We start from the raw sequence: 13127 nt of genomic DNA, 5'->3' as shown, positions 1-13127 counted from the left end.
CTGGTGTAGTAGTCCCGATCGCTGCGCCGCCCGTCACAGCCCGCCATCACGATAAACCGCCTGATAGCGCCGGACTTCACCGCGTCGACGACCGCGTCAGCGATGGCAAGGACCGGGGCGTGGGCGCATCCGGTGACCAGGTCGCCGCGGGAGAGATCCTCCGGGGGCTTGCACCGCTTCGCATGCTCGATCAGGGCAGAGAAGTCCTTCTTCCCATCCGAGGAGGTCCCGATGTGCTTGAGTCCCGGGTAGCCTACGAGCCCGGTGGTGTAGACCCGGTCGCGGTAGGAGTCCTTCGGGGGGACAAGACAGTTCGTGGTGACGAGGACCGGGCCGTTGAACCGCTCAAACTCCTCCCGCTGGAAGGGCCAGGAGCCGCCGTAGTTCCCGACCAGGTGCTCGTACTCCCGGAGACCAGGGTAGGCGTGCGCCGGGAGCATCTCGCCGTGGGTGTAGACATGCACACCCGTCCCCGCGGTCTGCTCAAGGAGGTCGGCAAGGTCTTTGAGGTCGTGGCCGGTGACGAGGATGCCCGGGCGCGTGCCCGCCGCGGTGCTGACCGTCGTGATCTCGGGCGTCCCGTAGGTGGCGGTATTCGCCGCATCAAGGAGGGCGAGGGTCTTCACGCCAACTTCGCCGCGCTTGACCAGGCATGCATTATATATACTCCAGTCGCGAGTATCAGGGTACGGGCGTCCCCAACGTTCGTTTCTTGGCATGAACGGGCGGAAGGGACGTCCGGCACCTTTTCTGTTTGGGTCGAAAAATTAGAGTTATGCAACACAGCACATACCTCCACATTGATGACTGACTTCGCGAGGGTTGTGAGAAAAATACCCATCCAGAACTCTTACTATGGAAAGTCAGTGCATCTTGGTAGAGATGTTTTTGGGTCGGTTCTCAGAGTTTCCGTTACGGTCCGTGACGAGATATACACTTGGACGAAAGCAGATGTCCTACAAAAGAGGCGCTAAGATTCTATTCCCTACATTAACTTTGTTGAGATCTACTATCCAATCTCCCTCCCTTATTTCAGAGCAATCGTGTGTGGCTATGATGATTATTTTTCCTGATGACAGCTCTCTGAGAACATTATATATACAGTCCCTTGACTCCTTATCTATCGGGCTTGTAACCTCATCTAGAAGGATTATGGGAGAATCCTTTAGGATTGCCCGTGCCAGAGATATCTTTTGTCTTTCTCCTCCAGAAAGCGCCAAACCATCTTCACCAACGAGTGAGTTATAGCCATTTGGCAATCTAACTATGAAATCGTGAATCTTTGCTTTTTTAGCAGCATTGACTACAGCATCTTCAGACGCGCTTAAGTTCCCTAGAAGGATATTCTCATAAATGCTGGAATCAATTAACTGAATATTTTGTGATAGCAAGGCGATGTTTCTCCTCAAGGATGGTAAACTCACTTCACTGATATCTTGAGAGTCTATTTTAATCGCTCCTGCTTCGACAGTATAAAGTTTTATTAAAAGATGAAAGATTGTTGTCTTCCCGCTTCCGTTAGCGCCTATTACAAAGTTCATTCCCTTTTTGAAAGTTATGTTCAACCTTTCAAAGATTTTATTTTTACCATACGAAAAAGAAACATTCTCAAACACAATTTCTTTGTTTTCCGATTTCAAATCCATTTTCCCGTCGCTTTCTGCTTCGAGCTCTACAATTTCATGCAGTCTATCAAAGGCAGCGGAACTCATTTTTATGTTACTCCAGAGATTTGCTAGAGAATTAACCGGGGAGTAAAATTGCATTAAATAAGCCGAAAAAGCAAAAAGAGTGCCTATGGAGATAATTTCATTTATAGCCATTTTTCCTCCAACAATGAAGAGCATAAGTAGCGGGAAAAATATCAAGGCATTAGTTATCGATAGATATAACGCGCTCACATGAGATACTGAAAGAATTGAGTTATAGTATGTATCAAGATTTTCTTCAAACCGGACCTGCTGATATTTTTCGAGTCCAAATGATTTTATAAGAGGGATCATAGATAGGGATTCTCTAAGAAATGTAGATATTTTTCCATTTATTTCAAGGATCTTTTTTTGCCCCATTTTTAAAAATTGTCCAAAATAGAATGACAGAGGAACATAAATCACAATTGGGGCGATACAGATCACAGTCAGATCCCACTTAAGCATTAGCATTATTGTCAAAGGAAATATTATCCCAAACACACATGAGAACAACTGAACTATGTAACTTGTGAACAAATTCTGACATACATATATGTCATTCATGAATCTACTCAAAACATCTCCACTCTTAACTTTGTAAATTTCATTCAGTTTTTTGCACTGCAAGCTGATAAAAATGCCTTTCCGTATTGAGTTTGTGACTTTAGCACTTATTTTCCCAGTCAAGGACACCGAAAAATATCTTGCTATGCTCGACGAGATACAGATGAGGAATAACAGACCAATCAGATAAGTAAAACTTTCGGTCTTTCTCTGCGTAATCACATCATCTATCAAATCTTTCATAAAAAGAGGAGATATAACACCAAAGAGAATACCAACTATACTCAAAAGCAACAGGAGACCTATGTACGCCCAATAGGGGCGGACATGAGATCGAAAGAACAATCTGTATTTTTCAAGTTTCTTTACATTTGAGGAGATTTCTATATCCATATTCCAACTCTTTAACTATAATTTGCAATCTCTTCAATTTTCGAGAGTTAAGAGAACCATCATTTTCATACGCGCAGAAAATATCTGTGAATATCTTTTCTCCTTCTTTGAATCTGACGCTTAGATCTGCCATAACTTTTGCCTTATCTTCTTGTCCTGTCTCCTTAAGGTAGGTACTCCCCCATTCAGTTGCCCATGCATTAGTATAAAAGGAATAGCGTATGCTCCCAACGCCAAGCGAAGACGCCAAGAATCCTTCATTTGAATAATATTTTCTCCTAGTAATTATGTGTGAGAAAATCTCTAGTTCGAGGTCCCGCTCCAACGCATCAAAAGCTTTGGACCCAAACACAGAATGCCGGAATATATCCACATAAACCGGATCATACACATCATGATGTCCATAGTATTTTTTTCTACTTCTCTGATCGATCAACGTGATCTTCTCTTCCCCCAATAGTGGCTCAGCAATATTCTCATAGGCACAGTAGTAAAGTTTCCCCACTCCAGGAAACGATGTCACAGCTAGTCTGAAGGCCTCATATTTCTGTAGATAGGTAACATGTCCGACATTATCTCTCTTATTGACGACAGCACCTGGATCCAGGTAATAAATGCCATCCCTGCCATAGCCTACGACAATGATGTTGTGCCCAGTTTGTCCAGGCCCCATTCCCCATGCCTCCAACCGTGTCCGGTAAAATTCATCGTAGTAGAGATCCCAACCCCCAACCATAATCGGAATATCTCTATCTACGTAGTTTTTTATCTCTTGAAGATACTCTTCATAGTGCTCATCGGTCGCGTTTCCTTGGTGAGGAGAAGATATGTATCTCAATCCGTAGAGTTCTGCCAAAAACCTATAATCCTCATCCCACAGCCAAGTCGCCTGGGATGCGAGACTCCCCGGAAAATAGGAAAATGTACAGGGTAAGGAGAGAGAAGAAACTATCTCACCATAACTGACCTTAGGACGATAGCACTTCACAAGCATTGCTATCCCTGCGATTCCGCAATCTATCGCCTGATCAGTCTGTGCAACGTATTCTACTTTGATCATATCCCCATTCCACAAAACACTGTGCCGGGGGGATATCCGATCCCTCCCTCAAAGACCTCCAGCCTTCTCAAGCCTCTCACCTTGTGGTCGGTCATACTGTGACCTAGTGGTGCTCGAACAAGGTCCCTGCAGGATCCTCGTTCCCCATGAGGCGATAGTCGAGTGAAGGTTGCGTTCACACTCCGACGCACATTATGGCTCAAATCTCTGTCAACTCGTTTAAGAGCGCTCCAAATCATATGAATCTGCAATCGCCGGATACTTTGGAATACGCTATATTGCATAAAGAAAAAATGAGGGCAATGATCTGAACTGAAACATCCCTCATCTTTCCACGCCCGATATCCGTATCTTTGTCAGATATTGATGGGTTATAAACATCAGAAGAATTATCAGGGAAAGATAGCCAAAGGCGATGAGCTGCTCGCCGTAAAACTGAGCAGAGATAACGAACGCATTGAGAGACAGGAGAAGAAGCAGCGAGCCGTTCATGATCGGCAACACATCCTCTCTAAACCGTGCGACGAAGACCGAAACGAGGAAGATGAAAGAGGAGAGTGTGGCCATGGCAAGGAGGTACGAGGTCTTCGCGCCCCATCCATCCGCCTGGAGTCCGGTGAAGTGAATTGCCATCTGCTCTGGCAGGATGGGATAGGCGCAGAGATATGTCAGGAGAGAGAGCGCAAAGATCGCAAGAGGCGTTATGATCGGACTTTTTTCCTCAACATATGCTGCAAGGAACGAGATCAGGATGGCTGAGAGGAGGAATGGCGAGTAATATGCCGTGTCAACGAAGAGCAGGAGGAGCAGACCGGTGATCAGGAGGAAAAAACCGAAATACCGATTCTTTCTTCTCCAAAACGCCTCAGACTCGTACGTCGACCGTATCCTCAGGCCAAAGATGCGGTTTCTCTTGAATGGCACAACAATAAATATCGCTCCGAGAGCGATGAGAAGCAGACTCAAAACGATCTCGATAATCATATTTTAACCTCAGAATTTTCTTCATTAATACAAATTCCCAAGTTTGTACATGCGGGATGTTTTGAATGGATACCCCCGTGCAAGTATGCCACAAGCCTGCATGAACCCCCACATATGGCACAGGTGTTGTCACACGCCAGTGTGCTTCCTTCACCGTTAGCGAGTTCAACAATTGCTGGTGCTACATACTCACTCATTTTCCTCTCCTACCTTTCGACAATGAATCGAGATGTTGGATAAGTTAATATAGTTTTCCATATTGATTTACCATCTATTTTTCAGATCAAACTTCTGCTCTTCAAGGCGTAATACTCCGCTCATTTTGTAAATTACCCGTCAACCTATTGCTACACATATGCATTCGGGTTTCTCAAGTCCCGATTCTACGAACTACCACTTGTCACCCTACACAACCCCCATACTTGGGAACAGGGAAGGAGCGCAGCAGTCGCAGGTAGAAAATCGACACCGGGACGTAAAGTGATCCGTTAGAACCAGAGTTAGAACATCGTCAGATGCGAAGGCAGGAATTTGAGAAGACCGAAGGTCTTCGAGAGGGTATTGCCTTGTGCGGGGAGATCGCCCAATTGCGATGTCCACTCCGATCCACCGCTACGTCGGCGCTCCTGGGGAACTGTTCATGTCCGGCACCCACATCCTCGGAGGGACTAGCACCGGAACGAGGTTTCAACAGAGTGCATCATGAGCCACAGGCATTATAGATGTGCATGACCAACTGACGTTGGTCGACCTATATCTTTTGTGCTCCGGGGAAATAGTGGGCGAGGTCGCCCCAAAATGCCTCTACCAGGAGGAACCCCTCCCGGTTCATCACTAGAATATTTTCGGTTTTTTCGAGCCCCACATCGCGGATGTCGGTGATGCCGCCCGCGACCGGGAGGCAGGAGAACCCGATCCAGCCGACCATGTAGTAGGGCGACGAGGCGCTCTCTTCACCGACCAGCCAAGAGCACGACCCGCCGGTGTACCCGTCTCTCTCGTAGTCCGGCACACCGTCTTCATCCAGGTCGTTGCTGTTCAGGGTCGCGGTCACCCAGAGGATTTGGTCTTTGATAACTATCACCGTCGCAATGAACGGGGCGCAACTGCTCCTGAGGATGTCAAACCCAATGCACGCCGACAGGAATACCCGGGATGGTCGGCATCTGGACGTTAGTTGGTTTCTGCTCGATACAAGTTACAATGAAAATCGTGCAGGAATAGAGAAATCGTGTGAGAAGTCTACTCAATATCCCGGAGATCTACACGGCCGTAAGCATGAACGTAATCCCCTGCTTTGAGCACCCGGTATTCAACACTCAAAAGATCTCGTTACGCAACTGAAAAAGGAGTGTGAGGCTCCGATGATATCAGGGATCCCCTTTGTCAGAGAACCCCGATATCTCCAGCAGAGTTCCCGCTCTAGATAACCCCCATCTCCGACAACCTCGTCGGCAGGTACTCTTTCGTCACGAAGTCGAGCCCCCGGCTCGCGAACGCCTGCTGTTCCGACTTCAGTTTCATATCAAGCTGCAGGTTGATCTGGCTCCGCCAGTACTCGGTCGCAAACCGCGGATCGGTCAGTTCCGCCTTCAGGGCGTTAATATCCTGCTCCGTGAGGTGATCGGCAGGGAGGTTGTAGTCAGAGATATCAGTGGGCTGCACCCCGATGAACTGCGCCTGGGGGGTCGCCAGGAGTTCAGACATATGGGCGCTCTTGATCGAGCCGTAGGCGACGCTCGCGTAGATCCGGTAGGACCACGGGTCGCCGTCGGTGAAGACCACGACAGGCAGATCGAGCGAGTCGTTGAGCCTCCGTAAGACCCGCCGCGTGGACCGCGCCGGCTGCCCCTTAAGGTGGACCAGGATCGCCCCGTACTCCTCATCAAACCCGTTCTCCATCAGACGGGCGTACATACCGCCGGTCTCGATAGCGATGACGAACTTCGCGTCATGGTCGACGAAGTCGAGGGTATCGACGTTGTTCGGGATGGGGTAGCCTGCCTCCCCGACATCCTCCTGGCAGTGCATCTCACGCACGCCCCGCCGGGTGGTCTCCCGTATCCGCAGGGGGCCGAAGATCGAGGCCCCGTCCTCCTCCGGCCTGAGGTGGAACGCCTCCCGCTGGACGTCGGTGATGATCTCGAGGTCCTCGACGAGGAGGTTGCTCTCATCCTGTGCCGAGAACTTCGCTCGCCTCCACCCTTCTGAGATGTAATAGAGCTCTCTCAAGGTCGACGATCGGTTCTCCACGAGTTGCTGCTTCAAAAACCCGATGACGTAGGCCATCTTCAGGAGGTGGACCGCACTCTTCTCGGTCGTCGCCGCCCGGGTGCTCTCCTTATCGCCGTACTTCCAGACCTCGCTCTCGTCATCGTACTCGATATTCTGTTTCGTCCGCGTCGGCAACCGCACGAACGGCACAATACCGTCCCGCATCTGGTCATACCACTCGCGGGCGATACCTACCAGCCGCCCCTTTGCAAGAGCATCCATCTCTTCCCTAGACATCGAGATCCACCACCACTTTCCTGTTATCCTCCACACCCCGGAGGTCGAGCGTCCCGTCGCCCGCCCCCGTGTAGACAACCTGCCAGGCCTCGCCGGCGCCGAGCGTGCACCGCCAGACCTTATTGTACTCCCCGCCGATATCGTCCACGAAGTCGGGCCGGGGGTCCGCATCCTCCGCCGCATCACGGGAGAGGTTGTAGAGGGTGAGCGCGACCTCCCTCGCCGTGTAGTTGTTCACCTCGATACAGACCTTCCCGTCGCTCGTCCGCTTCTTGGCGACTACTTTCCGCATGATCTTCCCCTCGATCGGGGAGGTATCCACCAGGGGGAGTTCCACGATCTCGCTCACCTTGGCGGCGATCTCGGGAATGATCGAGCATACCGCCCGGGCGCGGTCGTCCTGCTGCTTCTTGCGCTCCCGGCGGGAGAGGTAGGCTTTCAGTTCCCGGCCGAGTTCCTGGAGGACGAGCACGATCTCGCGCTCGATCTCAGGGATGGACGCGACCGCGTCCTTGCTCTCACTTGTGAAGGGGACGTTCGTGGATGCCACATGGACCATGATCAGCGCCGGGCCCACAGGAAGCCCCTGCTGCGAGAGCCCGTAGCTCTTCCAGTTCACCTGTGAGACAGCGCTCGTGATAGCGCAGGCGCCCTGCTGGTAGAGGAGCGGGACGCGGTTTGCAAACCGGAAGAGCTGGGCGTTCCCCTCTGCCGGGAGCTTCCCCCCATACCCGATCGCCGCCTCGATGATGAACGAGTGCCCGCCATGGACCGCGCTCGGGCGGGTCCGGGCCCTGACAAAGTCGAGCTGGATCTCCTTCTCAAGGCCCCTGCAGATCAGATCCTCCCCGATCGGGGAGAGGCACTGCTGCGCCGGCGGGGCCGGAACCTTCACGCTCTGCATGGCGTCAAGGAGCCGCTTCAACTCATCGGCATCGAGCCTCTTCACCTTCCGGGAGGGTTTGAGCCCGGCAATCCCGATCATCTCGTCCGCGGTCTTCATGCCGACACGGGAGAAACTCCCGATAAGGAACTCCTCAACGGTCCCGGTGCTTGCATCGGCAAGCCTCTTCAACGCCCCGAACTCGATCCCGTGCGGGTGGGGGAGGATGGGTTTTGGGCACGGTGGGACTTCGCTTGCTACCCGCTCAAACGTCGTCACCTCGCCGTCGATATCGGCCGTGACCCTGGCGTGGGGGTTGACGATTGCAGTGAGGCGGAGGTAGTCGAGCAGCCGCTTCTTTGCGGCAAGGGTACTCTTGAACTGGATCTCGAGCCTCGTCCCGTGCGTCCGGTCCCAGTCGATCTCCTCGTGGCTGACGATCTCAGGCTCGTTGGTCTCGGTCTTGATCATCAGCTCGAACCGGTGAGCCTTCTCCCGCGCCCCCGTCCGGGAGATGACCAGAGCCGGGGTGCCGGTGGTGAGCTGGGCGTACAGCACCGCCGCCGATATCCCGATACCCTGCTGCCCCCGGCTCTGCCGGATCTGGTGGAACCGGGAGCCGTAGAGGAGTTTCCCGAAGACGAAGGGGATGTTCTTGGGCACAATCCCCGGGCCGTTATCCTCGACCGTTATCCGGTAGACCTCGGTATCGACCTTTCTCACGCCGACAAAGATATCGGGGAGCACCTCCGCCTCCTCGCAGGCGTCGAGCGCGTTGTCCACCGCTTCCTTGATGGTGGTGATGATACCGCGCGTCGGCGAGTCAAAACCAAGAAGGTGCTTGTTCTTCTCGAAGAACTCTGCAACGCTGATACTCCGCTGCTGTTTGGCGAGATCCTCAGCGATCGCCATGCCGTGCTACCTCAGCGATGGCTTCCTCAAGGCTCTTCTCCTGCTGCTCGCCGGTGTGCAGGTTCTTGAGGGTCACCGTGCCTGCATCGACCTCGCGCTTCCCGAGCACCACGGCAAAGTCCGCGGTCTTTGCGGCGTGGGCGATCTGGGCGCCCATCCCCCGCTCCATGAGGTCAACCTCGGTCCTTACTCCTGCGTCCCTGAAGGCCCGGGCAACCTCAAGCGCCCGCTCCCGCGCCTCGGGCGTGCAGACGACGCCGACGATGGTCCCAGGCTCAAGCGGGAAGTCGCCGATCGAGACCATAACCCGGTCAAACCCTATAGCAAACCCGCATGAGGCCACGTCGTCGCCGCCGAAGAGGTGGGCAAGCCGGTAGGTGCCGCCGCCGAGGATCTGGTTCTCAGCGCCGAGGTTCCGGGCGAACCCCTCAAAGACCATCCCGGTGTAGTAGTCAAGCCCCCGGGCGATACCGAAGTCAGGCCGGTACTCGATCCCCTGCGAGTCGAGGAGCGCGAACGTCTCCTCGATTCGCGCGCGCTCCGGCACGTCACCTGCGATCTCAAAGACCTCAGCGACGGTCTGGCACTCAGAGAGCGCCGCAAGGGGCTCGGTGAGGTGGGTAAGACCCCTCCCCTCGAGCGCCGCCGAGAGAGCGTTCTGGTCACGCTTATCGAGGCAGGCCATGATCATCCGCTGGTCTTCCGGGGAGAGGTCGGAGAGGAGATGCTTCATTGGTGCGAGGTGGCCGACATGGAGGTCGAACGTGACGCCGCTTGACTGGAGTGCCTCGTCGGCAAGCATGATCACCTCGGCGTCGGCGCTCGCCGTATCTGCACCGATCAGCTCGACACCGAACTGCCAGAACTGCCGGTAGCGACCCTTCTGGGGGCGCTCATAGCGGAAACAGTCGGCGAAGTAGCACCAGCGGATGGGTTTCGGGAGGACCTTGCCCTCGTTGACGTACATCCGGAGCACCGCCGCCGTCACCTCGGGGCGGAGCGTCATCTGCCGACCTCCCTTGTCCTCGAAGGTGTACATCTCCTGGATGATCCCTTCGCCCGACTTCATCGTGAAGAGCTCAAGGTGCTCGAAATCGGGCGTGCAGACCTCCCGGTATCCCCACCGGCGGACCGCATCCCGCATCCGCCCCTCGATCAGTCGCCGTCGTTCCATCTCATCTGGTAAAAAATCCCTTGTTCCCCGTGGTTTCTGAAGCATTCGATATTCTCCCTAATTATGGTCTCTTGCGCGTACTCATATCTTTTGTGCGCTCCACACTGCCGAAGAACCGCTGAATCGTGCCTTCGTTGCGCCACACGCGCTCCCGCTCGACCCGACCCTGGAGGTAGAGCGCAGCAAGGACCAGGCCGAGACCGAGGAAGACCCAGTCTTCGGTTAAACTGGTGATAAAGTAGCCGAACAGGGCGAGCGCCGTATACAGGACGCCCCTGTAGGCTGCCCTCCGGTAGCCGGGTAGACCGGTACGGTAGAAGATCCGCAGGTCGCGGAGCCACAGAAAAGCGGCAACGGCGACACCGAACCCTGCGACATAGGCGAGGTATGACATGAGATGAAGTAATATTATACTTCCACTCCTATTTTTGTTATCAGGTTATGCTGCCGAATGCCACCATCAGGGACATCCTCCGGATGTATTGTAGCGGTGAGATATCTGAGGACGAGGCGATGGCCGCCATCGAAGGGCTCCGCATCGAGATGATCGATGGTATGGCCCGGATCGATACCGGGCGGAGCGTGCGGTGCGGCATGCCCGAGGTGGTGCTCGCCGAGGGAAAGGAGCCCGGGACCTTTGCCGAGATCATGCTTGCGCAGGTGAAGGCATCGGGCCGGTGCATCGCGACGAGGGTCTCGCCGGAGCATATCGAGGCCCTGCAGGCCAGGCTGCCGCCGGAGGTCAGGATGGAGCACCGGGAGGCGGCAAGGGCCATCGTCCTCTCGACGGGAGAGGAACCGGACCCCAGGGGCGGGACCGTCGCCATCCTCACAGCAGGGACCTCCGACATCCCTGTCGCCGAGGAAGCGAGGCTCATCGCCGAGGAGATGGGGTGTGAGGTCAGGACGGCATACGACGTCGGGGTGGCCGGGATCCACCGCCTCTTCTCGGCGCTCAGAGAACTCATACCGGCAGACGTCTTTATCGTGGCCGCCGGGCGGGAGGGGACGCTCCCTGCAATCGTTGCGGGACTGGTCGACCGCCCGGTGATCGGCGTCCCGGTGAGCACCGGTTACGGTTACATGGGGGCCGGCGAGGCGGCGCTTGCGAGCATGCTCCAGGCATGTTCGGTGCTCGCGGTCGTGAACATCGATGCCGGGTTCACGGCTGGCGCGTTTGCAGCGCAGATCGCGCACGGGGGCAGGCAGGTATGAACAGGAGGGGATTCTACATCGGGCGGTTCCAGCCCTACCACAACGGCCACCAGTCGGTGCTGGAGCGGATCGCCTGCTCTGCCGACGAGATCGTCATCGGGGTGGGGAGCGCCCAGCTCTCCCATACCGTGGCAAACCCCTTCACGGCAGGAGAACGGGTGCTGATGCTCACCCGGTCGCTCGAAGGCCTCGGATGCCCGTTCTATGTCATCCCCATCGAGGATATCCAGAGAAACGCCCTCTGGGTCGCCCACGTCCGGTCGATGACGCCGCCGTTTGATACCGTCTACTCCAGTAACCCCCTCGTCATGCAGCTCTTCAGCGAAACAGGGATGGACGTCCAGTCGCCCGATATGTACGAGCGGCAGACACACTCCGGCACCGAGATCAGGAGGCGGATGCTCGACGGCGAACCCTGGGAGCACCTGGTCCCCCCCGCCGTCGTGGACGTTATTCGCGAGATCCACGGCGTGGAGCGGCTGCAGCGGATCGCGGGGAGCGACTGACGGAATCCTTGATGAGGACGGCCGTCACAGGGTATACCAGGATCGGGTGGACTCATGTTTAAGCAACTACGAAACCTCTTTCGGCGAACCGAACCTCAGAAAGAAACACTGGCACTCTCCTTTGACGACCTGCCGGGATGGCTGGATGCCCGCGAGGCGGAGATAAGAAACAGCCTCTCTGGTGCGACGGCCCCGTCACAGGAGGCTATCAGCGGCACCCTCGACCATCTCAGGGATGTGGTCACCCGTATGGAGACGGCAGGCGGCGAGGAGGGGGTCCACCCCCGGCTCCGGGATATATCAAAGAAGGCGCTCCCCCAGTTCACGAAGTCCATGACCCAGATCCTCTCCCGCGAACCTTCCGGCGACCCGGAGACCTTCTACGCCACCGCCGCCGATATACTGAAGAGCGCGCTCAAGACGGTGAGGGGGCAGGGGAAGTACCTCTCCTCCCTCTACCCGGATGAGATGAAGGAGGTGCGCACCACCCTCAGGGATCTCGGGAGAGAGATAAATGCCATGACTGAGGCGGTCGCCCGTGCGCGGACGGATCGGCAGCAGGTGGAAACCGTCCGGGAGTTGCATGAATCTCTCACCCGGATCAGGGAAGAGTATGCCGCCGCGTCCGGCCAGGTCAGGGACTACGCGGCGGCGCTGGAGAAGATGAACAAAGAGATCCAAAAGACTGAGGAAGACCTCGCCGCGCTCAGGTTGCGCCCGGACTACGCAAGACGGGAGGAGATCGGTGAGCAGATCCGTGAGCTCGATACCATGGATAAGGAAGTAGGGCGGCAGGCCGCTTCCATCCGGACCACTGCCATCCATGTCTTCCGGAAGGCAGGGAAGGTGGCAGCGAAGGCCGGGGACGGCGCGACGGCCGCGGCGTTCGACCGGATCCTCGATGCATACACAGCTCCCCTCCCTGACAACGAGGATGCCCTGGTCAGCCAGACCGAATCTCTGATGCCGGCAACCCTCGCCCTGGTCCGGCAGGGGGACCTCGCCCTCAAGAACCAGGAAGAGATCAGCCTCTTCTCGGACCCAAAGACCCTTCCCGCCGGGATGAGCGAGATCCTGCACCGGCAAAAGGAGATCGGGGAGCAGCGTGCGGCGCTCCGGGAGACTTATGCCGCGCTCCCGTGCGTGATCGAAGAGCAGCGTCTCACCGCCCGGCTCTCTGAACTCCAGAAGGAGCGCGAGACAAAGACTGCTGCACGGGACCGGGCTGAGAACC

General features: G+C 55.5%; 11 protein-coding genes and 1 pseudogene. 3 read left to right on the top strand and 9 right to left on the bottom strand.

The window, feature by feature from the left end:
• From BP858_RS08170 to BP858_RS08130, 9 genes and pseudogenes are all read right to left on the bottom strand, one after another.
• A pseudogene (locus tag BP858_RS08170) lies at nt 1-650 on the bottom strand (hydroxylamine reductase); the annotation flags it as partial.
• Between the two features lie 306 nt (nt 651-956).
• Nucleotides 957-2648, bottom strand: coding sequence for an ABC transporter ATP-binding protein (locus BP858_RS08165; protein WP_286879263.1), 1692 nt, complete (start codon nt 2646-2648; stop codon nt 957-959).
• Entirely contained in the window at nt 2611-3708 is a 1098-nt protein-coding gene (locus BP858_RS08160) for a hypothetical protein (RefSeq protein WP_286879262.1), read from the bottom strand. Before BP858_RS08160 ends, BP858_RS08165 begins: the two co-directional genes overlap by 38 nt.
• A gap of 324 nt (nt 3709-4032) precedes the next feature.
• Nucleotides 4033-4692, bottom strand: coding sequence for a DUF1648 domain-containing protein (locus BP858_RS08155; protein ID WP_062262480.1), 660 nt, complete (start codon nt 4690-4692; stop codon nt 4033-4035).
• A gap of 751 nt (nt 4693-5443) precedes the next feature.
• Nucleotides 5444-5746 carry a hypothetical protein gene (locus BP858_RS08150; protein ID WP_157203636.1) on the bottom strand — a complete coding sequence of 101 codons (303 nt, stop codon included), beginning with the start codon at nt 5744-5746 and terminating at the stop codon, nt 5444-5446.
• Between the two features lie 368 nt (nt 5747-6114).
• A complete protein-coding gene (locus tag BP858_RS08145; RefSeq protein WP_214166564.1) occupies nt 6115-7203 on the bottom strand; it encodes a DNA topoisomerase IV subunit A in 1089 nt (362 codons plus the stop codon).
• Nucleotides 7196-8998: a DNA topoisomerase VI subunit B gene (locus tag BP858_RS08140; RefSeq protein ID WP_014866699.1), complete on the bottom strand. Its 1803-nt coding sequence runs from the start codon at nt 8996-8998 to the stop codon at nt 7196-7198. Before BP858_RS08140 ends, BP858_RS08145 begins: the two co-directional genes overlap by 8 nt.
• Nucleotides 8985-10217 (bottom strand): histidine--tRNA ligase, encoded by a 1233-nt coding sequence (hisS, locus tag BP858_RS08135; protein WP_286879261.1) that lies wholly within the window; start codon nt 10215-10217, stop codon nt 8985-8987. Before hisS ends, BP858_RS08140 begins: the two co-directional genes overlap by 14 nt.
• A 16-nt stretch (nt 10218-10233) precedes the next feature.
• Nucleotides 10234-10566 carry an ABC transporter permease gene (locus BP858_RS08130; RefSeq protein WP_074175194.1) on the bottom strand — a complete coding sequence of 111 codons (333 nt, stop codon included), beginning with the start codon at nt 10564-10566 and terminating at the stop codon, nt 10234-10236.
• A 47-nt stretch (nt 10567-10613) separates the two neighbouring features.
• On the opposite strand from BP858_RS08130, the gene larB reads away from it, so the two are divergent.
• From larB to BP858_RS08115, 3 genes are all read left to right on the top strand, one after another.
• Nucleotides 10614-11387, top strand: a complete 774-nt coding sequence (gene larB / locus BP858_RS08125) for a nickel pincer cofactor biosynthesis protein LarB (RefSeq protein WP_074175193.1) — start codon at nt 10614-10616, stop codon at nt 11385-11387.
• Nucleotides 11384-11893 carry a nicotinamide-nucleotide adenylyltransferase gene (locus tag BP858_RS08120; RefSeq protein ID WP_074175192.1) on the top strand — a complete coding sequence of 170 codons (510 nt, stop codon included), beginning with the start codon at nt 11384-11386 and terminating at the stop codon, nt 11891-11893. Before larB ends, BP858_RS08120 begins: the two co-directional genes overlap by 4 nt.
• Nucleotides 11894-11947: 54 nt before the next feature.
• Nucleotides 11948-13127: hypothetical protein (locus tag BP858_RS08115; RefSeq protein WP_286879259.1), on the top strand; the 1180-nt coding region annotated here is incomplete at its 3' end.

Source organism: Methanoculleus sp. UBA413 (assembly GCF_002502935.1).
Taxonomy (GTDB): Archaea; Halobacteriota; Methanomicrobia; order Methanomicrobiales; family Methanoculleaceae; genus Methanoculleus; species Methanoculleus bourgensis.
Note: the sequence above shows the minus strand (reverse complement) of the source record. Positions and strands in the feature narration are given on the sequence as shown.